The organism is Neolewinella lacunae, assembly GCF_014349155.1.
Lineage (GTDB): Bacteria > Bacteroidota > Bacteroidia > Chitinophagales > Saprospiraceae > Neolewinella > Neolewinella lacunae.
Genome location: NZ_JACSIT010000095.1, coordinates 1 through 22331, shown reverse-complemented (window position 1 = coordinate 22331; position 22331 = coordinate 1). Strand labels below are relative to the sequence as shown.

Below are 22331 nucleotides of genomic sequence, written 5' to 3'. Positions count from 1 at the left end.
CAGAAGGCAGTTTTGTAGTTCGGTAGTGAGTGATGCCCTCACTACCGAACTACAAAATTACCGAACTTAATGACCTAATCGTCTGATAATCAGCGGCCATTTATATTGCTAATTCTTAATCATAAGTTACCAATGGACGGGAACGTCGCTCCCTTGCTCCTTGTCCATGCTGTGCACCTGCGTCCGCGCCTACTTTGCGCCGTCCTCGCCGGTGGTGGGGATGATCAGGGCGGGTAAGCCGAGGGATTTGTACTGGTTATTGTAGTCGCCGATCTGGCGGTTGACGATGTCGCTCAGGATGGCCTGGTACCTGGCCCATTCGGCTTTCAGGTCGGTAAGGCGCTGCCGGGCTCCGGTGGTGGCGCTGGGCACTGCACCGTCGACGCGGCTTTTGAGGTCCATCAGCTCTGCCGTCAGTTGGTTGGGGAAATTGATGACGTCCTGGAAGGTTTTTTGCCGGGGCTGGATGAGGCTTTCTTCCCATTCGGTGATCTGCTCGATGATGCGTTGGCCGGATTCCAGGAGGGGTTCAGTTTCGGGGCGGCCCTGAAGGAGGACATCGAGGCTTTGCAGTTGGGTTTTGACTTTGCGCATGCGGTTGACCGACTGGTGGATGTCCTTCACCGTTGCCTCAATGGGCAGAAGTAAGGCTTGCTGAGCGGCGTATTCCTCAGCCCCGGCCTCGAGGGAGGGATCGGGGAGGAGTTCGGCTTTGACTTCGTGGGTGCTTTCGGGCGTGGTCAGGCGAATGGTGTAGGTGCCGGGCGGGACGAGGCTACCGCGATAATCCCCCAGGATAAAGACGCCTTCGACGGCGGGCAGTTGGCTGCGGCGGAGGTCCCAGTTGAAGCGGTTCATGCCCCGGTTGGAGGGTAGGACCTTGGCGGGGGGTGGGCCACCGAGCCAGCTTTTGGTCGCAACCTCCTGGTTAGTGTAGCTACGGACGACTGATCCGCTGGCGTCGAGGATGTCGATTTGGAGTTGGGCGGTATCCAGTTCAGCGGGGAGGTAGTAGTCGAAACTGATGCCACTGGCGGGGTTGGCACCCTCTCCGGCGTCGGGGGCGCTGGGCGTAGCAAGGTTGTAGCGGTAAGTGGGTTTAGGAGCGACCAGCATAAGGTTATTACCGGGGGCACCCGCCTGCTGGAGGGCGCTGAGGTCATCGAGAATCCAGAAGGCCCGTCCGCCGGTGGCCACTACCAGGTCATTGTCGCGGATGGTAAGGTCCAGAACTGGGGTATTAGGAAGGTTGAGTTGCCAAGGCTCCCAGTTTTTGCCACCGTTGAGGGAGACGTAGAGGCCGTGTTCGGTGCCAGCGTAGAGCAGGCCTTTGCGTTTGGGGTCTTCGCGCACGACGCGGACGAAAGACTCCGGGGCGATGCCGGCAGTGCTGTTGGTCCAGGTTTTCCCGCCGTTGGTGGTGATGTAGACATTGGGCCGGAAGTCGTTGAACTTGTAGCCCGTGACGGCCAGGTAGGCGGTGGCGGGGTCGTGGGGAGACACTTCGATGGCGTTGATCAGTACTTCCCCCAGTCCTTTGGGGGTGATGTTTTGCCATTCCTGTCCCTCGTTCTGGGTGCGCCACACCATGCCGTCGTCAGTGCCCACCCAGAGGTCTCCGGCCCGGTGGGGGGAAGCAACGAGGTAGGTGATGGTATTGTAATTTTCTCCGCCCGCGCCTTCGTTGGTGAAGGGGAAACCGCCCGCTTCTTGTTTGCTGGGGTCGTTGCGGGTGAGGTCCTGGCTGATGGCCGTCCACGTGTCGCCGCCGTTGGTAGAGCGCAGGACTACGTTGGCGGCGTGGTAGAGGACGCTGGGATCCTGGGGCTGGGCCACGATGGGGGCATTCCAATTGAAGCGGTAGCGCATGTTTTTGGCCAGGGTAGCCAGGCCGGTGACGGGGTAGGCCATGATGTCTTTTTCCGCCCCGGTGGCATTGTCATACACTGAAATGTTGCCTTGGTAGCTGCCGCCGTAGACGTAGCGGGGGTTCTTGGGGTCGAAGGCCAGGAAGGCACTTTCGCCGCCAGCGGTTGCTTTCCAGTCTTTCCAGCCGATGCCCCCGCCCCGGGTGCGGCTGACAATATCGACGGCAGAATTGTCCTGTTGACCCGCGTAGACGTGGTAGGGGAATTGCTCGTCGGTGATCACGCGGTAAAACTGGGCGGTGGGTTGGTTTTGCTGGGTGCTCCAGCTTTGCCCGCCGTTGAAGGAGATGCAGGCACCCCCATCGTTGCCCAGAATGAGGTTCTGGGGGTTGGCGGGGTTGATCCACAGGTCGTGTTGGTCGGAGTGGGGGTTATCGATGGAGCGGAAGCTTTTACCGCCGTCGATGGACTTGAGCATGGGGGCGTTGAGGACGTAAACGGTGTTCTCGTTGCCAGGGTCGGCAAAGATTTCAATGTAGTACCAGGCGCGGGCCACGGTGACGCGGTCGCTGGAGACCTGGGTCCAGGTGGCCCCGGCGTCGTCGGAACGGTAGACGCCGCCCTGGTCGCCAGCAGCTTCGAGGTTGGCGAAAACGCGGTTGGGGTTGGCGGGGCTGACGTCGATAGCGACTTTGCCAAGGGTATCGGGGAGCCCTGCGGTGAGGCGCTTCCAGGTGTCGCCACCATCGGTAGATTTGTAGAGTCCGCTGCCGGGGCCACCGCTTTTGACGGCCCAGGGGAAGCGGCGGTGTTCCCACATTCCGGCGTAAAGGATGCGGGGGTTGGAGGGGTCAAGGCTGAGGTCGGCGGCACCCGTGGTATTGTCATAATATAGGATGCGTTCCCAGTTTTCACCGCCGTCTTTGCTGCGGTAGACGCCCCGGGTTTCGCTGTCGCCGTGGAGGGCACCCTGGACGGCGACGTAGACCAGGTCGGGGTCACGGGGATGCACGCGAATCTCGGCGATGTGGCGGCTGTCTTCCAGGCCCAGATGGGTCCAGGTCTTGCCGGCGTCGGTCGATTTGTAGACGCCGTCTCCCGCCGAGGTCATGACGCCCCGGACGGCGTGCTCGCCCGTGCCGAGGTAGAGCACGTTAGGGTCGCTGGGTGCCACGGCGATGGCGCCAACGGAGCTGGTATTGAGCTGGCCGTCGGTGATGTTGAACCAGCTCTGGCCCGCGTCATCGGTTTGCCATACGCCGCCGCCCACGCCGCCGAAGTAGTAGCGCAGCGGGTTGCCGGGGACACCGGTGACGGCGTTGGTCCGCCCTCCCCGGAACGGACCAATGTTCCGAAAGGCCAGACCGGAGTAGGCTTCGTCCAGCGTCTGCGGCTCCGCCGGCTGGGCGAGAAGGGAAAGGGTGGCCGCCAGGATCAGCAGGCAGGTTGGCAGGTAGTGTTTCATCCGGATCTCAATTTGCCAGCCAAGATAGAATATAAAGGAGTAAAGGAGGAAAGGAGTATAGGGGGGAAAGGAGGAAGGGGGAAGCAATCTCCCTCTCGCGACCCGCCTACCCTGACCCCGGCAGGGATTGAATCGAATTCCTGGGGTACTCGCGTGCGAGTAAGGGGAGAAGGGAAAAAAACGAGTAAGTTACGCCCGGCGCTTTCGCCAGCCGCCGACGATGGCACCGATGACGGTGAAGAGTACGAGGTGATAGGCACCGTCAATGACGCTAAGCATGGTAGGTTCTACGGCAAACATATTCCCTACCGCCGAGGAGGCGGCAATGAGGAGGCCAATGAGGGCACCCAGGGAGGCTCCGCCGGCGGCGCTGGTACGGCCCGTCTGCCCGGTCAGCCAGGTCATAAACACGCCATAGGCAACCATCAGCAGGGTATTGATGATCATGGGGGTGACGGGGTCGAGGATGATCGGGTTGCCGTACTTGGTGAAGTTCACATTGTCCGGGGTAGCCAGGCCAACGGCCACCTGCCAGGCTTCGAGGAAGAGGAAACCGTAGAAAAGAAATCCAATGGTCATTCCCGCAAGGGTGGAAACCAAAATGGCCAGCCAGTTGATCTTAATGTTCATAACGCAAATGTGTTTGATTTTTTGTAAATTTGCGTCGTTATGTTTGGTTTTTGCAAGGAATAACGCATATTTATTTTCATTTGTCTTTAATGAGGGTGTATGTATTTTGGCCTCGGCTTGCGGGCCTCCTGTACTTGGTGCGTTTCCCGGTCATCTTTACCTTCGTCCATCTTGTTCTATACGGGTACGCTTTTGAGCAAGCCCCTAAATTACCTTCATGATTGCACCATTGCCGCCAAATGAGGCCGAGAGACTGGCCAAGCTACGGTCATACAATATTCTGGATAGTCTTACCGAAGAGGAGTACGACGATTTGACTTACGTGGCTTCGGCCGTCTGTGGCGCGCCGGTCTCGATGATCAGCTTCATTGACCAGGAGCGGCAGTGGTACAAGTCCACCCGGGGCATTGACCCCAACTTAAGGCAAACGCCGCGGGAGATTGCCTTTTGCGCGCACACCATTCTGGATCCAACGCAGCCGACGGTGGTGGAAGACATGCGCAAAGACCCCCGTTTTGCCGATAACCCCTTTGTGGCGGAAGATCCCCACGCCGTATTCTACGCCGGGGTGCCGATTGTTTCTGACGATGGCTTTGCGCTGGGGACGATCTGCGTCATTGATCTCCAGCCCAGGACACTCAGCGAGGAACAAGTGGAGGTACTGCGCAAACTCAGCCGGCAGGCCTGGAAATTGATCGAACTTCGGCAAACCGCCCAGCAAAGCAAGGAATTGCTCAAGCAACGCGTAACCGCCTACCGGGAACTGACCGACTTCAGCTACATCATTGCCCACGACCTCAAAGCGCCGTTGCGCAACATCATGCAGGCCTGTACGCTGTTGGAAGAAGACCTGGGGGATAAGCTCGGTGAAGACGAAAAGAAACTCCTGGAGATCATCACCAGCCGCGCCTACGACGCCCGCAACCTGGTCAACGGCGTACTGCGCTACAGCCGGGCGACGCGGGGCTTGCTCGATTCCGTTGGGGAGGTGGACTTGCCGGAACTGGTGGCCCACGCCGGAGAACAGGTGGGTCTGAGCGAAGGGGTGACTTTGTGCTACGTGGGCGAAGTGGAGAAAATCCGCACTTCTCGGATTGCGCTGCTGCAAATCCTTCAGAACCTGATTGGCAACGCCGTGAAGTTCCGCCGCCCCGAAGCGCCGTGCGCGGTAACGGTAGATTGCCGCCGGACCGACCTGGCGTACCACTTTACGGTGGCGGATCAGGGCGTCGGGATTCCGGAAAAACTGCTGAAGTCTGTTTTCGACCTCTTTTACACCACGGGCAACACCCGTGAAGGAGAACACCACGGGGTGGGGCTCACCATCGTGCAGCGGCTCGTGAGTGAGCTGGGGGGCGAGGTGAAGGTCAGCTCAGTAGTGGGGGAGGGGACCACCTTTTCCTTCACCCTGCGCGACGCGGAATAGCGGGGATGCGAAATTTTAACTGTTTTTCAGTGAGTTACAAGGGTAGGGGTAAGAAAATACCCGATGAAATGCTTGTTTCAGAAAGTACCGTCATTTACCTTTGCAGCCGCTTAGGGAAATGCCTCCGTTCGGGGGGTGATGGACCCGGGCGATAACGCAAACAAAATCAAGCATTTCAGTGGATACACTAAGCTACAAGACGAAGTCGGCCAATGCCGCAAGCGTAGAGCGCAAGTGGTTTGTCATTGACGCGGAAGGTGAGGTAGTCGGTCGTCTGGCCAGCAAAGTGGCCTCTATTCTGCGCGGTAAGAGCAAGCCCGATTTTACTCCCCATTTCGATAATGGCGACAACGTAATCATCATCAACGCCGACCTCGTTCGGTTTACGGGAGAGAAACTTACGGACAAGGTTTACCTGCGCTACACGGGTTACCCCGGTGGACAGCGCAAGGCCACGCCCCGCGACCTTTTCGCGAAGAAGCCGGAGCGGGTGCTGGAAATGGCCATCCGTGGCATGTTGCCCAAGACGAAACTCGGCCGCGCCCAGATCAAAAAACTTCACCTCTACGCCGGACCTGAGCACCCGCACAGCGCCCAAAAGCCCGAGGAAATCAAATAATTGCCCGCGTGCCCAGGTCTTTGGGAAGAGAGGCTGCTGTGAGGTAGCCCGCCGCTGAAGACAAGCCCTGCTTGCTTCGTTCTTTCCTCCGCACCTGCGTCCGCGCCCAAAAAATGTCCCTCCCCAGCTTCCGGGTTGAAGGCGGGCGTTCAACAAAAAAAATATGGAACAAATTAATGCCATTGGGCGACGCAAAGCTTCGGTTGCCCGCGTCTACCTGACCCAGGGAACTGGCAATATCACGATCAACGGCAAGGACTACAAGCAGTACTTCCCGCAGGTACACATCCAGCCCGCCGTGACCCAGCCTTTCCACATCATTGGTGTGGACAACGCCATTTACGACATCAACGTCAACGTAGACGGTGGTGGCATCAAGGGCCAGTCTGAAGCCATCCGGATGGGCATCAGCCGTGCGCTGGTGAAGCTCAACGAAGACTTCCGCAGCCCCCTCAAGCAGCAAAAGATGCTGACGCGTGACGCCCGCGTGGTGGAGCGTAAGAAGTACGGTAAGCCCAAGGCGCGCAAGAGCTTCCAGTTCTCCAAGCGCTAAGCAGCTGGCGGCCTGGTACTTCGCCTGGCCCGCGCGTAACCCATTCACTAATCCAAGTCTGGCCCCCCAAGCGGCTAAGACCAATAATACAACAACAACATGGCTACTAAGCCCACCCACCAGGAGCTGCTCGACGCTGGTGTCCACTTCGGCCACCTCCGCCGCAAGTGGAACCCCAAGATGGCCAATTACATCTTCGGCGAAAAGAACGGCATTCACCTGATTGACCTCAACAGCACGCTCGAAAACATGGAGCGCGCCGGCAACGCCATGCGGCAGATTGCCCGTGCGGGGAAGAAAATCCTCTTCGTTGCCACCAAAAAGCAGGCCCGCGACATCATCACCAGCGCCGCTGCGGAAGTAAACATGCCCTACGTCACCGACCGGTGGCAGGGTGGTATGCTCACAAACTTCAACACCATCCGCCGCTCGATCCGCAAGATGCAAAACATCGAGCGCATGCTGCAGGACGGTACGCTGGACAGCGTGACCAAGAAGGAGCGCCTGACGCTGACGCGCGAGCACGAAAAGATGAACAAAGTATTGGGTGGTATTGCCGACATGGGCCGCATCCCCAACGCCATCTTCGTGGTGGACATCGTACACGAGCACCTCGCCGTGGCCGAAGCCAAGAAACTGAGCATGCGCACCTTCGGCATTGTTGATACCAACGCCGACCCCACCAGCGTAGACTACCCCATCCCCGGCAACGACGACGCCAGCAAATCCATCCGCATTGTGATCAATTACCTGACGGATTGCATCAAGCAGGGCCTGGCCGAGCAAAACGAGAAAAGCAGTGCCAAAGCCGTAGGTGCTGAAGCTCCTGCTTCCGAAGAAGCACCGGCTGCCGAGTAATTGCCCATCCAATCGCTTACCGGTTACGAAGGGGCAAGCGCCTGCTTCGTAACCGGTAAGCCATTGCTGTGCTGCCTCCAGGCATCCGCCACGGGGCAGCAACCCCAGAATTTAACCAAACCAAAAATATAGTTGCGCAATGGAAATTTCCGCCCAAGACGTAAAGAAACTCCGGGACATGACTGGTTCCGGCATGATGGACTGCAAGAAAGCGCTGGCTGAGGCCGGAGGCGATTTCGAAAAAGCCATCGAAGTACTCCGCAAGCGCGGTGAGAAGGTTGCCGCCAAGCGCGACGACCGCGAGGCCAACGAAGGTGCCGTAATCGCGAAAATCAACGCCGATAAGACCTACGGCGTGGTTATTCGCCTGAGCTCCGAGACCGACTTCGTATCCAAGAACGAGGACTTTGTAAGCTTTGCCCACCAGGTTGCCGGGATTGCCCTGGCCCACCGCCCGGCAAACCTCGAGGCCCTGCTGGCCCTGCCCATGGAAGGTAGCCTCACCATCCAGGACAAAGTGACCGAGATGGTCGGCAAAATCAACGAAAAGATTAACGTGACGGCCTACGAGCAAGTGGAAGCGCCACTGGTCGCCGAGTACATCCACATGGGCAACCGCGCCGGGGTACTGGTGGGCCTGAGCGCCAACTCCAGCGCCGCCTACGAAGCAGGCCGCGACGTAGCCATGCAGGTAGCCGCCATGAAGCCCATCGCCCTCGATGAGGCTGGCGTAGATGCCAAGACCATCGCCACCGAAATCGAAATCGGTAAAGACCTGGCCCGCCAGGAAGGCAAGCCCGAAGAAATGGTGGAGAAAATTGCCATGGGCAAACTCAACAAGTTCTACAAGGAAATGACGCTCGTCAACCAGCAGTTCGTAAAGGACAACAAAGTGACGGTAGCCGAATACCTGAACAACACCGAGAAGGGCCTTAAGGCCACGGGCTTCAAGCACGTCGCCCTCGTGTAATTAGCCCGCGTCACCTCCCCGGAAAGGAGGTCGCTCTGTTCCAGCCCCCGCAGCCAGACCGTGCTGCGGGGGCTGGTTTGTTTTGGGGAAATGGCGCGGCCGCAGGTGCAGAGAAGGTCTTGTTAGGCGCAATGGCCCACCCCGGAGGGGGTATTTCTACGCTTTAACAAAGGGTTTTTACGGATTTTGGTTACTAACTCGGGCACGGGCCGGGTTCGGGGCGTAATTTTAGTTGTCCATATTCCCCCCTACCATGAAATACTTCAACTGCCTTTGCTTTGCCCTGCTAATCTCCTCCGTTTTTGGCCGCCTTGCTGCCCAAGGATCCATGGGATTTGAAAATCTCTCCACTACCCAGACCTGTACGAATACTACCTGCAGGTATACTGATCCTGATTCTCCTTTGACGCCGCACGTGTTACAGAATGCGGGCGGAATTCCGGTCAGTTCCCCTACCTCGGGCTCCACAATGGGCTTCGTGGCCTCTTTCCGGCCCACCCGGACGGATGGCACTGGTTTGGCGGACGGTGACCTTTTTGGCTACGCCGGGAACTTAACCGTGGCCGATGAACTGGGAATGCCACCAACTGAGGGTAACCAGGCCTACATCATGGAAGATACGGACGGGGAAGTCACCCTACGTTTCGCCCCCATACGGCTGAACCCCGCCGCGGGGGCCAATTTTAGCATGGACTACATTCTCGACGGTAACTTCGCATCAGATGCGGGAGGAAACGACCGGCTCCAAATCACCCTGGAAATTACGGGTTGTGCAGGGGCGACGACCCTCGTTTTGCTCAACGCCGACGGCGACGGGGGCGCGGAAACGGACCTAGACGACATCTTAGACCAGCGCTGGAACACCATCAACCAAAACCTGAACGCTTACCTCCAGTGTGATGTGACATTGGTCATTGTGGTCGATTTCAATAATGCCACGGAAGAAGTTGCCTTTGACAACATCAACTTCTCCTCCGGCACCGTCTTGCCCGTGGAATTCACCACCTTCAGCGCCCGGCAGGATAAGAACGACGTCCGGCTACACTGGGAAACCGCCGAAGAGACCGATAACCGGGGCTTCGGGGTGGAACGGAGCGAAGACGGACGGCAGTTCCGCGAGATCGGCTGGGTTAGCGGAGCTGGTGAAGCGGCCCGTACCACGGAATACACCTACACCGATACGGAAGTGGTGGCTGGCCAGGATTATTACTACCGCCTGCGGCAGGAAGACTTTGATGGCAGTTTCACTTACTCCGACCTCGTTTTCGTAAAGATGCAGGAAGGCGGGTTGCCCGCCCGGGAGGCCCGGTTTTATCCCAACCCCACGGTTACGGGCCAGAGCTGGATTGACCTCAGTGCAGACCAGGACGGTGAATGGGAACTTACGGTCTTCGACGCTGCTGGCCGCCGGGTGCTGGAAAACCGCTTCGCATTGGCGGCGGGACTGCACACCGTAAGCATCGACCTGGCCCAGCAAAAAAAAGGCGCTTACCTGGTGCGGATCGTGGGGCCCGAAGGAACGCTGGTCCGGCGCTTGCTGCGCTAAGCGCATGCCTTTCGAGTAGGGCCCAAGGCTCATTGCGTAATGTTTAGGGCGCGGGACGCAGGTGCAATGCTCTTCTTGCTAAAGAGCGATGGACCGACGTCCCGCGCCCTTTTTGTTCCCAGTAAACCGGAGGACAACGGCCTTTCCAACCCCGCTGCCCAATGATCACCCAAGTTGTTGGAAAAGAATAAATTGTACCGATCCCTCGTAAATAGCTACCGTTCCCCGAGAGGCTTTGGAGCGCGTAGTTGGCTTCAGGGGCTGTTTTTCACCCGTTATTACAGAGTTTTCCACATTTATCCACAATTTTCCACAATGTGGATAAAAGAAGAAAGATGTTAATTTGCTGATTTTCAGCCATTTGCTTTATTTTATCCACACAATGTGGAAAACTTATTCCCGGGAATAGTGCTTTCGCCCATTACCTTAGCCATTGTACGATGGAAAACAACGAATTGTTAGACGTTTCTCCTTCCGTACCGCCGGCTTACTGATACCACTTAGGCCCAGGCGGCATGCACTCCCCGCAGACGCATGCCGCCTGGGAAAGCCTGGGGCCGTCCTGCCAAGGACTTGTCTTGGGTACCTATCCACACAAGGACGACAAGCGATTTTATGCCCTCCTTTCTTCCCCGGGCTCCGGCCGGGAAGTGAGTGGGCAGCTGTCGGCCACCACAAACCCGAACCATCCCTTCCTTTAATCATCATCAAGTTATCCGCTACTACCAATGAACGCCACGATAGAACCTATCCTCGCCCCCAACGACGGCCGTTTCGTCCTCTTCCCCATTGAACACGACGACATCTGGAAATTTTACAAAGACACGGAAGCCAGCTTCTGGACCGCCGAGGAAATTGACCTCAGTGCCGACCTCAACGACTGGAACCACAAGCTCAACGACAACGAGCGCCACTTCATTAAGCACGTCCTGGCCTTTTTTGCCGCTTCCGACGGCATTGTGAACGAGAACCTGGCCGAAAACTTCGTCGCTGAAGTGCAGTACACCGAAGCCAAGTTCTTCTACGGGTTCCAGATCATGATGGAGAACATCCACTCGGAGACTTATTCTCTGCTCATCGATACCTACATCAGCGATCCGGCGGAGAAAGACTACCTCTTCAACGCCATCGAAACGATGCCCTGCGTGAAGCGCAAGGCCGAATGGGCACTACGCTGGATCGACAATGGCAGCTTCGCCGAGCGCCTGATTGCCTTTGCGGCCGTGGAAGGGATTTTCTTCTCGGGCTCCTTCTGCTCCATCTTCTGGCTCAAGAAGCGGGGTCTGATGCCCGGGCTGACCTTTTCCAACGAACTGATCAGCCGCGACGAAGGCATGCACTGCGACTTCGCCTGCCTGCTCTATACCCAGCACATCGTTAATAAACTGGCACCCGGGGTGATCACCGAGATCATCAAGGACGCGGTGGCCATCGAAAAAGAGTTCGTCTCCGATTCCCTGCCCGTCAACCTCATCGGGATGAACGCCGAAATGATGTGCCAGTACATTGAATTCGTGGCCGACCGCCTCCTCGCCGAACTGGGCGAAGCGAAGGTCTGGAACGTGGAAAACCCCTTCCCCTGGATGGACATGATCAACCTGCAGGGCAAAACCAACTTCTTCGAAAAGCGGGTGGCGGAATACCAGAAAGCGGGCGTTACGGCGGACCAGAGCAAGCAGACGTTCTCGCTCGACGAGGATTTTTAGATTGGCGATTATTGATTCTTTATTGGCGATTATTGATTGGCGATTGGCGAAGACTGATTTGCTGCCGCAGTTTAAAATAGCATACAATGACTCCAAATGAAAGAGCCCAAGAGTTGGAGGAAAGACTAATCGTCTTTGCCGTGCGCATTTTGAAAGTGGCCAATGCTTTACCAAAAAACTACGCAGGTCAGCACTTTGCTAGCCAAATTATTAGGTCCGGTAGCTCACCAGCCCTGAACTATGGAGAAGCTAGAGTATCAGAATCGGAGAAAGATTTTCGACACAAGATGGCCATTGTCTTGAAAGAACTAAGAGAAACACACATCAATCTTCGCATTATCGGAAAATCTTCGCTCTTGGATGCCCAAGATGTTTCTGGAGTCATAGACGAAAGCAATCAACTCATAAGTATTTTCGTAACCGCCATCCGATCAATTGATGCTAAACCAAAAAAATGATCAATTATCAATCAATAATCGCCAACTAAGAATCGCCAATCAATAATCGCCAACCAAGAATCGCCAATCAATAATCGCCAACCAAGAATCGCCAATCAATAATCGCCAACTAAGAATCGCCAATCAATAATCGCCAATCGCCAATCAAGAACTCAACCGGCCATGAAAACAACTATAACCACCACACTCTTTAAGTCTTTTGAGGACCTCCGGCACGAGCGGGATGGGGTGGAGTATTGGTACGCACGGGAGCTGCAAACGCTCCTGAAATACACTGAGTGGCGCAATTTTACCAACGCTATTGACAAAGCCAAACAAGCTTGTAAAGGCGTTGGGCAGTTGGTTGCCGATCAATTTGTTGACGTCAACAAATTGATCGAGCATGGGAAGGGAGGGCAGAGAGCAATCACAGATATCGCCCTGACCCGCTACGCCTGTTACCTCATCGCTCAGAACGGTGACCCTGGCAAAACCGAGATTGCTTTTGCCCAGACTTATTTTGCCTTGCAAACGCGCAAGCAGCAATTGATCGAGGAGCGACTTTTGGAAGTGGACCGCTTGACCGCCCGACCGAAGCTTACTAAATCGGAGAAAGCGCTTTCAAAGGTGATATTTGATCGTGGGGTAAACGAGAAGAGCTTTGCCAACATCCGCTCAATGGGTGCTGCGGCTTTGTTTGGGGGCTACACGACCTCTGGCATGAAGGACAAACTCGGCGTTCCTGCTAAAAGGCCATTCGCCGATTTTTTACCCACCCTATTGATAAAGGGTAAGGACTTCGCCACTGAACTGACCAGCCACAACGTGGTAGAAAACGACCTGCATGGCGACAGTGCCATCGGGCGTGAGCACATCGACAACAACGCCGCCGTTCGCGGAATGCTACTTAAGCGCGGAGTTACGCCCGAAGAATTGCCAGCAGCGGAAGACGTCAAGAAAATTAAGCGTCGCCACGACAACGAACTAAAGAAACTTAACAAAGGACCCACCAAGCCTACGCAACTCGGCGGGGAGTCAGACTAGCCTCGCTCCTCGTCCCTTCTCCCCCCTTCGGGGGGCGGGGGGGAGCACCTGCGTCCGCGCAAATAAAAAAAAACGGCTTCGCGCCAACAAAAAAACATACCTATGCAAGTCATCAAAAGATCAGGAGCCCGAGAAGACGTCTCCTTCGATAAAATCACCGCCCGCATCAAGAAGCTGTGCTACGGGCTGGACGAGAACTTCGTCGACCACATCAGCGTAGCGAAAAAGGTGATCCAGGGCCTTTACGACGGGGTAACGACCGTAGAGCTCGATAACCTGGCGGCGGAAACGGCCGCTTCGATGAGCACCGTCCACCCGGACTACGCCCAGCTGGCCGCCCGCATCGCCATTTCCAACCTGCACAAGGAAACGGATAAGAGTTTCTCCGCCACCATGGAGGGGCTTTACAATTACCTGGACCCCAAAACAGGCGAGCCGGCGGGCCTGATTGGCGACGAGACCATGGCCGTGATCCGCAAGTACGCCCGCAAGCTCGATGCTGCCATCATCTACGACCGCGACTTCGAGTTTGACTACTTCGGTTACAAGACCCTCGAACGCAGCTACCTGATGCGCATGGACGGTGCCGTGGTGGAACGCCCCCAGCAAATGCTCATGCGCGTGGCCGTCGGCATCCACCTCGACGATATCCAGAGCGCCATCCAGACCTACCAGCTGATGAGCGAAAAGTGGTTCATTCACGCTACGCCGACCCTGTTCAATTCCGGGACGCCGAAGCCGCAAATGAGCTCTTGTTTTCTTCTTTCAATGACCGACGATTCCATCGAAGGAATTTTTGAGACCCTCCGCCGCTGCGCCCGCATCAGTCAATCGGCTGGCGGTATTGGCCTGAGCATCCACAACGTCCGCGCTACGGGCAGCTACATTAAAGGGACCGGCGGTACCTCCAACGGCATCGTCCCCATGCTCAAAGTATTCAATGATACGGCCCGGTACGTTGACCAGGGTGGCGGGAAGCGCAAAGGCGCCTTCGCCGTTTACCTCGAACCCTGGCACGCCGACATCTTCGAATTCCTCGAACTCAAGAAGAACCACGGCAAGGAAGAAATGCGCGCCCGCGACCTCTTCTACGCCCTGTGGATGAACGACCTGTTCATGGAACGCGTCAAGGCCGACGGGCAGTGGAGCCTCTTCGACCCCAACGAAGCCCCCGGACTGTTCGATGCCTACGGCGGAGAATTTGAAGCCCTCTACCACCAGTACGAAGCCGAAGGCCGCGCCCGCCGCGTCGTCAAAGCCCAGGACCTCTGGTTTGCCATCCTCGACTCCCAAATCGAAACCGGAACGCCCTACATCCTCTACAAAGACGCCGCCAACAAGAAATCCAACCAGAAAAATTTGGGGACGATTCGGAGTTCTAACTTGTGCACAGAAATCATGGAATTCACCAGCCCCGACGAGGTGGCCGTGTGCAACCTCGCCAGCCTGGCCCTGCCCAAGTACGTCCGCGAAGACAAAACCTACGATTTCGACCGCCTCGTGGAAGTCACCCGCGTCGTCACCCGCAACCTCAATAAGGTAATTGACCGCAATTACTACCCCATTGAGCAGGCGCGCAATTCCAACATGAAGCACCGCCCGATCGGCCTCGGCGTGCAGGGCCTGGCCGATGCCTTCATCCTCATGCGGATGCCCTTCGACTCGCCGGAGGCCAAACAGCTCAACAAAGACATCTTCGAGGCCATGTACTTCGCCGCCTGCAGCGAATCCATCGCCCTGGCCAAAGAACTCGGCCACTACCAGTCTTACCCCGGATCCCCCGCCAGCGAAGGCTTACTGCAGTTCGACCTCTGGGGCGTCACCCCGAGCGACCGCTGGGACTGGGCCGGCCTCAAAAAAGACCTCGCCCAGTACGGCATGCGCAACTCCTTGCTCGTAGCCCCCATGCCCACCGCCAGCACCAGCCAGATCCTGGGCAACAACGAATGTTTCGAGCCCTACAGCTCCAATATGTACACCCGCCGCACCCTTTCCGGAGAGTTCGTCGTGATCAACCAACACCTGCTCAAAGACCTCATCGGGCTCGGTTTGTGGGACAACACGATGCGCAACCGCCTCATGGCCAGCAACGGCTCCATCCAGGAGTTCGAAGACGTGCCGCAGTACCTCCGCGACCTCTACAAAACGGTCTGGGAAATCAGCCAAAAGATCGTCATCGATATGGCGGCCGACCGCGGTGCCTTCGTCTGCCAAAGCCAATCGATGAACCTCTTTGTCGAGAACGTCAACTTCGGCAAACTCTCCAGCATGCACTTCTACGCCTGGCAAAAGGGGCTCAAAACCGGCATGTACTACCTCCGGACCAAAGCCGCCCGCGACGCCATCAAGTTCACCGTCGATAAGTCTGTGGTGGAGCAACCCAAACTCCAGAACCAGAGCGAAGAAGGCTTCGGCGAGGTAAAGCAAGGGGCGCGGACGCAGGTGCCAGGGACCGGGACAACGGAGCAAGGAACCGTACAAGCCGCAGCCATTCCCGCCGTGGCCCCAGCTACTGCCCAGGCAAAGCCCGCTGGCCCCAAAGGCTTCGAAGAACTGAGCGAGGAGCAAACCGCCGCAGTAGGCAAAGCCTGCAGCCTCGATGACCCCGATTGCATCGCCTGCAGCGCCTAAGACCACCGAAAGAAAGGACGACCAAACTTATTTCGGCACCCCTTCCAGTTCTCGGACTGGAAGGGGTTTTTGGTACTGTCGGGTTTCAACCCGACCTTGCAGCAAAGCTGCCAATAATATCGGGTTACAACCCTGCCTCATTACCCCGCAAATCTCCATAAACCGAACAGATGGATACAATCACTCTTTCAATTACGCTAATTTATTCCTCTCTTGGAGGATTAGGGGAGGAAGATTGTCGTTCCAGAACCATTTATTTCGATAATTTCAATAACTTTATTTGCTTGTCACACACTGAAAAAGTGGATCCCAACGGCAATGTACAAGTAGCGGAAGAGGTTTTTCGGTGGGGGGATTTTTTGGAAGAATACGACGATAAGGATTCGACTTGGAAGGAAGTTAAGCTCCTCCTCACAGAGTATACCGTAAGCAAGCTTGACGCCCTTAATGAACCAACGGTGACCTGGAAAACGGAGTATGCCCAGGAAGATATGGAAGGCGTAGTAACATTTTACAAAGAGTCGAAGTACCTCCAAAGTGGCAACCCCATGGCATTAGACTGCCCTGTCCACTTAATTGTAACGGATATATTCACTTTGAAATTACTGCCGGATATCAGCAAATACAATCTTGCGGCCTTGAGGGCAATTGGCGCAGTCATAACCTGGGATTTAGGCGATAGCAAAATCCCCGTCTTTTATACTGGGCATACCTATAAGTCTGAGGGCCTCACGAGTGAAGAACGCTACCACTTTGAGCGCAATAATATGACCAGCTCAGGAGTCACTTTGTCAGATGTAAAAATCCCCGCCTTGCTTCAGCAGTTTGCGGGGAAATAACCCTTCAGGCTGGGCGCGGGATTCAGATTGGATGGTATTGTCGATCTTCAACTCACCCCCCTGCAGCGAAGCTTCCCTACTCCCCCTCCCTAGCCGCCTTCCGCTCCGCCCGCCACTGCGCCTTGAGTGCCTTGTACAACTCCAACTCCCCCCGCAAACGGTGGTACTTCCGCCGGCCCAGGCGAAATTTCATCTTCATCTTTCCCTCTTCTCCCGGCGTGGCAACGAGGAAAACCTTCCAACCAGCCTGCGCGTAGGTGGTGGGGGGCGGCGGATTGTCCAATACGCCCCGGCCGATGTTGCGCAGGGGCAGCGAAATAAGCAGATCAGGACCCTCTTCCAGGTCGTATTCCCCCTCGACGAATAGTTGGAGTGCGGTCGACTGGATCTCCGTCCGTGGTATCACCAACCGTCCATCGTTGACCTCCACCCGGACGCTGAACGGCGCAATCACTAATTCCTCGAATCGTTTCTCCATCAACGCCTTTTTGCCGAAGCGCTCTAAGGCTGGCCAGCCCGCCAGTTGCAGTCCGTGCAGCTCGAAGTGGAGGTCACCTTCCGCATCATCCAGCAACACTTCTTGGGCGGCTTCGTCGACGTGGCCCGCCAGACTCCCCGAAAAGGAGAGTCCTCCGTCAAGCTCCCCCTGCGGCTCTGCAGTTTTTTGCTGTATGCCCTTCACTTCCGTCCAGATTTCCCGCAGGGCGAGCTGGTCCATGCGCCAGTTGATCGTGAAAGGGGAAAGGTTTTCTCCGTCGAGGGCGTAGGTGCCGTCAAAAGCCACCGTGCCTTCCCCGTAGCGGAAGCCCGTGTTTTCCCAGATCAGTTCCGTAGTGTCCCGCAGGTGCAGCCCAGCGTGGACGTCCACCAATGGGGTAGCACCGTAGGCCCAGAAGGTATCAATCCGCAGGCTCAAATCGGGGCGAAAGGTGCGAAAAGCCCCTTCGGCGGTCGTTGCGGCGCGGCTGCCCCGGGTGGAGTCGGGGAAAGTGGTCTGGCCTTCCGGACTAACGGTACCCAGCAACTCCCGCACATCCGCCCAGGCCAGCGTGCCCGCCCTGGCATCCGCCCGCACCGTAAAGTTTTCGGTGGTGGATGCTGGAGCCAGGAAGGCGGTCAGGTGGTCGAGACTGCCCTCCAAAAAGATGTCGCGTTGGGTAGTGTCGGTACGCAGGTTCAGTGTGAAGTCCGCCCGGTTTTCTTCCATCGCTACCCGAAAAGCCTGAACGGGAATGTTGGCTTCCGTCGGCCCGTAACGCACGCGGCTGTCGTTGACCGCCAGGCTAAGGTCTGCCGTCTTAAGTAAATCCCGCAGATCGCTCGGGGTATCTTCCAGCTGCAGGTCAAAATCAAAACGCCCCCCCTCAAAAAAGAAGTTCTCCGCCCCGAACAGTACATTGACGATGTGGGGGTCGCCCGTGAGCTTAAGCTGCGTGCGCAGGCCGGCGGGACCCGGAGCATAGTCCATGCTGCCCCTGAAAAGCTGGTTGCTGCCGTCGTCGAAGATCAACTGCCCCGCGTTGCTGCCTGCTTTAATTCCTTCTGCATCGACAATACGCCCCTGGTGGGCGAAGTCGATGTTGAGGTCATCGGGCAGCGAGTCGAGCCCTGCTGGCAAACGAAGACCAAAGTAATTGAGGGCTGGCCGCAGCCGGTTCAGGTTGAGGTGCTCCGTAGTGGCCAAGACGGAAAAGGGGGTCTCCAGCGGCAAGCCCAACTCCAGCGAAGCACCAAAGGCCAGGTCGCTGCCCGCCCACCGGAACGAAGTGTGTTCCAGCTCTAATGCACTTCCCGCAAAATGGAGGCCCGTGGAAAAATCGTACAAAGTGAATACATCGTAATACTGAACAGTATCAATCCGGGCATCAACGGTAGGGTGGAAGCGGTTTTCCAGGCCCAGGAGTACCGCCTTCAAGGCAGCAATGTTTGAGGTATCGGAAGGCCCGGTGGTGGGCTCGGCGGGCGCATCCGAGGTCAGGTAGCCCCCCGCCCCGAAGTAGGCCAGGAAATCGGTCCAGCCCGCCCGTGGCGAATTCAGACGAACCGAGGTCTCCACCCGTACGCTGTCCAGGCCATCTACCAATAAGGGTTGCAGGTTGTTGATCGCCCCGTCCAGCGAAAAAGTGAAGCCCGAAGCCAGGGCTTTACTCTCCAGCTTTACTTCCGCCGCATCCCCCGTTTTCGCCACGTACAAAGACTTGAAAGGAAAACGGATGCTGGCGGGTTGGTAAAGCACTTCTACGTTGTTGAGCCAAAGCTTTCCGTCCGATTCCTGCACCATGGCGGCCATGTCGTCCAAAGACCCATCTACCTCCGTCTTCAGCACAAACTGACCGCTGGCGAAGAAAAAGTCGCGGTTGTTCAGCCAGGTGCTGATGGCCTGGGCCGGCCCTTGCAGGTGCAACGGCGCTCGTAGCACGGGTTCCCGGGCATTGGCCGCCACCACCGCCCGGGGCGAGGTGATGCGCACCCCCTGGTAAGTTGCCCGCAAATCATCCACCGTAATGCGCAGGTTCTTACGGCTACCGGGAATCCCCCCCTCGCTCACCGGCAGGCGGTTGAGGTAAGTGCCAGTGCCTTCAACGTCCTGAAAAACAAAGTCCAGCAGCTGTACGTCCTGGCCCTGCAACGCAAAATCCACGGAAATTTCCGGGGTACCCCCCGGCTGGAGGTTCGTGGCAATGCGGGCAGCAACGGGGAATTCCCCAAAAACCCGATACTTGTCCAACTTGATTTGCAGGCTATCGTGCAACAGTTGCCGCGTCAGCTCGTAGTCCGTACGGGCATTGGCGAGGTGGATCACGCTGGTGTCTCCCGCCGTTCGCCGGAAGTTGGCGGCAACGGTAAATTCCTGCTCCCCGATGGTCAGCTGGGTGGGAGAAATCACCCATTCCAAAGGATTTACGCTGGCGTGGATGCGGCCGCTGAGGTCGGTATCTGCCAAATACTTCCCCGCATCCGTATTAAAGGCAATCCCCCCAATGGAAAGGGTAGTCTCCGCCGCAAACTCGGCAGTGCCGGGGCCGCAGCGCTGTACCGTCGATTGCAAATGCACTATCCGCCCCACCATCAGTTTGCGTTGCGGCGGATTTTCGTAGTGCAGCCCCACCCGGGTCATGCCCACCTCCAGCGCGTCCCAGTTGACCATAAATCCTCCCGATTTTTGCTTCGTCTTGCTCGTATCCTGTAACAGAAAGCCCGCATTAAAGCGGCCGGCCGTGTCGCTTTGCAGGTGCAACTGTGCGTCGGTGATGGCGAGCTGCCGAAAGTCAAGCGTATCCCGGAGTATGCGCCGCAACGAAATCTCCGCCCGCAGTTCTTTGACCCAGGCCAGGGGAGGCATGGAGTCAACGCTGGTGGAATCACGGATGGTGAGGCTATCCAGGGCCAGGGTAATGCGGGGGAAATTTCGCCAGATGGTAAGATCTACGCGCTGTACACTTACTTCCAGTCCGGCCGTTGGGAAATACTCATGGAGAAGTTTTTCCTCCTGAGAGTGCAGGTAGCGGTCCAGGGCAATCCCCAGGCCGATCAGGGCCAGGATGAGCAACCCACTCAGTACGATAAACCAGCGAAGGACTTTTCTCAGCATAGTTTACGGTGAGTGAAGATAATGGCCTTACTTCCTGAAACAGGAGCGGGAGGAGCGGGGTTCGCCCAGTCTTCCCCCCGGCTGGTATTGTCGCGGCTTTAGCCCGACCCCGCTGGATGGCAGGCCCCGCCCCTTATCCCGGCGGGTATTGCTGCGGCTTTAGGCCGACTCCGCGGGGGATGGCTTCAGTCAGGACAAGGAGCCAGGGCCGTCCGTTTATGACCTCCCTTGCTCCTTTGTCCCTACTGGGGCCGTCTAAAAAGTCTACTAGGGGGGCATTCTGGTACAAAATACGAAAAAGTAGTATTTTGAGGCTGTTCCCATCCCCGTAGCCGATGAGCACAAAAAGAGCAGTTTTCAAGCCTGACCTCCAGAACCAAGGCTTGCTATTCCCTCCACATCTTGCCGACATGGTACCGCCTCATCATAAGGCGCGGCTGATCAGCCAGATTATAGATGGGATGAACATTGATTCGATCCTAAGCACCTATTTAGGAGGTGGCAGTAGCGCGTACTCTCCTCGGATGCTGCTTAAGGTGTTGGTTTATGCCTATTCTGATCGGGTGTACTCATCTCGTTCGATTGAGAAGGCTTGCTATGAGAACGTGTGCTACATGTGGCTAAGTGGGATGTCCACTCCCGATCACAATACGATCAATAACTTTCGCAAGCACCGCATGGGTGGCCGGGTAAAGGAAGTGTTTGCCCACGTTTTGTTGACTTTACATGAACAAGGCTATGTCAAGCTGGATGATTACTTTTTAGATGGCACTATACTGGAGTCAGTAGCTGGCCGGTACACCTTCGTTTGGAAGTCAAACGTTGAGCGTTACAAGAAGTCGGTGCTAGACCAGATAGGGATGATCGTTTCTCAGATTGACGCTTTATGTGAAAAAGCGGATAAAGAGGATGAGCAAGCTGCCGATGGGGATGATCAAGGGGACAAACTCAGCGACAGTGCAGCAGTCCAAGAAACGATTGATCGACTCAACAAAGCCTTAGAAAGTCAGTCCCCCAGCACCAAGGAGGAAGCCAAAGAGGTCAAAAAGGCAAAGACAAAACTGAAAAACCTGGAGAGCAAGTCCTTGCCCAAACTCCAGGAATATGAGCGCCAGCAAGAATTACTGGGAGATCGGTCGTCTTACTCTAAAACGGATCATGGTGCTACGTTCATGAGGCCCAAAGACGACCACTTGGGCAACGGGGAGCTAAAACCCGGCTACAATGCTCAAGTGGGAACGGAAAACCACTTTGTTGTAAACTGGACAATGCACCAGACGCCTTCTGATGCGGCCTGCCTCATTCCTCATCTTGAAGACACCGAATCGATCTTAAGCCAAATCGGATTGAACTTGCCCAAGGCCATTACAGCCGATGCGGGGTATGGCAACGAAGAGGCCTATCGCTATTGTGAGGGCAAGGAGATAGAAGCCTACCTCAAATACCCGGGCTATTACAAGGAAGAGCAAGGAGTACTTAAAGCGCCATTTGCGCCAAGCCAGTTATACTATAACGAAGAGCAAAATGTGCTGATATGCCCCATGGGTCAGCATATGACGTATTGTGGAGAGGGAGAGGAGAAAACAGCAAGTGGGTATATCCGTGAAACAAGTAAGTACAAAGCCGTCAATTGCATAGGCTGCCCCTTGCGCGGGATGTGTCATAAACAAGACGGCAACCGAGTGGTAACCATTAGCCACAAAGGTCAAAGCTATCGCCAGCAAGCCCGAGCTCGTCTGAGCACGAAAGAGGGTAGAGCAAAGTGCCTGCGCCGTAACGCAGAAGTCGAGGGCTTCTTTGGCAACTTGAAGGCCAATCTGGGAAGACGTCGGTTTACACTAAAGGGACTTACGGGGGTTAACATTGAGATGGGCCTCCTTTCGATAGCCACAAATCTTCGTCGATTACATAAATTATCGATTGAGCAAGGGCGTAGTCTGCTTACTCCGGTCGTACAAAGGGCCCAAATGACCTAAAACGGCCCAAAAATCCGTCTAGACGGCATTTTTAACTCCCTGAAGGCCCACCCAGCATGTGGGGAGGCCCAAAAAAGGAACACATATTTTTTCTTAAATGTGTCAGAACGCAACCAGCACAGCCACCGTGGCGCACCCCACAGCTTTGGGGCTGACTTTTTAGACGGCCCC

General features: G+C 56.3%; 15 protein-coding genes. 12 read left to right on the top strand and 3 right to left on the bottom strand.

Annotated elements, in window-relative coordinates; all coding sequences use genetic code 11:
- Nucleotides 1-189: 189 nt before the first annotated feature.
- Nucleotides 190-3333 (bottom strand): VPS10 domain-containing protein, encoded by a 3144-nt coding sequence (locus tag H9S92_RS08925; protein ID WP_187466367.1) that lies wholly within the window; start codon nt 3331-3333, stop codon nt 190-192.
- Nucleotides 3334-3522: 189 nt separating this feature from the next.
- The gene (locus H9S92_RS08920) at nt 3523-3963 is read right to left on the bottom strand and encodes a DUF1761 domain-containing protein (protein WP_187466366.1); all 441 of its coding nucleotides are present in this window, start codon (nt 3961-3963) and stop codon (nt 3523-3525) included.
- 217 nt (nt 3964-4180) lie between these two features.
- On the opposite strand from H9S92_RS08920, the gene H9S92_RS08915 reads away from it, so the two are divergent.
- The 11 genes from H9S92_RS08915 to H9S92_RS08865 all read left to right on the top strand — a co-directional run bounded on the left by H9S92_RS08915 (nt 4181) and on the right by H9S92_RS08865 (nt 16592).
- Nucleotides 4181-5389: a sensor histidine kinase gene (locus H9S92_RS08915; RefSeq protein WP_187466365.1), complete on the top strand. Its 1209-nt coding sequence runs from the start codon at nt 4181-4183 to the stop codon at nt 5387-5389.
- A 178-nt stretch (nt 5390-5567) separates the two neighbouring features.
- The gene (gene rplM / locus H9S92_RS08910) at nt 5568-6008 is read left to right on the top strand and encodes a 50S ribosomal protein L13 (RefSeq protein WP_187466364.1); all 441 of its coding nucleotides are present in this window, start codon (nt 5568-5570) and stop codon (nt 6006-6008) included.
- A gap of 163 nt (nt 6009-6171) precedes the next feature.
- Nucleotides 6172-6561 carry a 30S ribosomal protein S9 gene (gene rpsI / locus H9S92_RS08905; RefSeq protein ID WP_187466363.1) on the top strand — a complete coding sequence of 130 codons (390 nt, stop codon included), beginning with the start codon at nt 6172-6174 and terminating at the stop codon, nt 6559-6561.
- A gap of 99 nt (nt 6562-6660) precedes the next feature.
- Nucleotides 6661-7419, top strand: a complete 759-nt coding sequence (rpsB, locus tag H9S92_RS08900) for a 30S ribosomal protein S2 (protein WP_187466362.1) — start codon at nt 6661-6663, stop codon at nt 7417-7419.
- A 139-nt stretch (nt 7420-7558) separates the two neighbouring features.
- A complete protein-coding gene (gene tsf, locus H9S92_RS08895; protein WP_187466361.1) occupies nt 7559-8389 on the top strand; it encodes a translation elongation factor Ts in 831 nt (276 codons plus the stop codon).
- A gap of 478 nt (nt 8390-8867) precedes the next feature.
- Nucleotides 8868-9935: a T9SS type A sorting domain-containing protein gene (locus tag H9S92_RS22645; protein ID WP_222936036.1), complete on the top strand. Its 1068-nt coding sequence runs from the start codon at nt 8868-8870 to the stop codon at nt 9933-9935.
- A gap of 728 nt (nt 9936-10663) precedes the next feature.
- On the top strand, nt 10664-11641 hold the full coding sequence (locus H9S92_RS08885; RefSeq protein WP_187466359.1) for a ribonucleotide-diphosphate reductase subunit beta: 978 nt from the start codon (nt 10664-10666) through the stop codon (nt 11639-11641).
- An 86-nt stretch (nt 11642-11727) separates the two neighbouring features.
- The gene (locus tag H9S92_RS08880; protein ID WP_187466358.1) at nt 11728-12099 is read left to right on the top strand and encodes a four helix bundle protein; all 372 of its coding nucleotides are present in this window, start codon (nt 11728-11730) and stop codon (nt 12097-12099) included.
- 162 nt (nt 12100-12261) lie between these two features.
- Nucleotides 12262-13122, top strand: coding sequence for a DNA damage-inducible protein D (gene dinD, locus H9S92_RS08875; protein WP_187466357.1), 861 nt, complete (start codon nt 12262-12264; stop codon nt 13120-13122).
- 102 nt (nt 13123-13224) lie between these two features.
- Entirely contained in the window at nt 13225-15753 is a 2529-nt protein-coding gene (locus H9S92_RS08870; RefSeq protein ID WP_187466356.1) for a ribonucleoside-diphosphate reductase subunit alpha, read from the top strand.
- 170 nt (nt 15754-15923) lie between these two features.
- Nucleotides 15924-16592 carry a hypothetical protein gene (locus tag H9S92_RS08865; protein WP_187466355.1) on the top strand — a complete coding sequence of 223 codons (669 nt, stop codon included), beginning with the start codon at nt 15924-15926 and terminating at the stop codon, nt 16590-16592.
- A 76-nt stretch (nt 16593-16668) separates the two neighbouring features.
- Here H9S92_RS08865 and H9S92_RS08860 read toward each other — a convergent pair whose 3' ends face one another.
- A complete protein-coding gene (locus H9S92_RS08860) occupies nt 16669-20184 on the bottom strand; it encodes an AsmA family protein (protein ID WP_187466354.1) in 3516 nt (1171 codons plus the stop codon).
- 335 nt (nt 20185-20519) lie between these two features.
- Here H9S92_RS08860 and H9S92_RS08855 point away from each other — a divergent pair, with 335 nt between their 5' ends.
- The gene (locus H9S92_RS08855) at nt 20520-22160 is read left to right on the top strand and encodes an IS1182 family transposase (protein ID WP_187464761.1); all 1641 of its coding nucleotides are present in this window, start codon (nt 20520-20522) and stop codon (nt 22158-22160) included.
- Nucleotides 22161-22331: the final 171 nt, after the last annotated feature.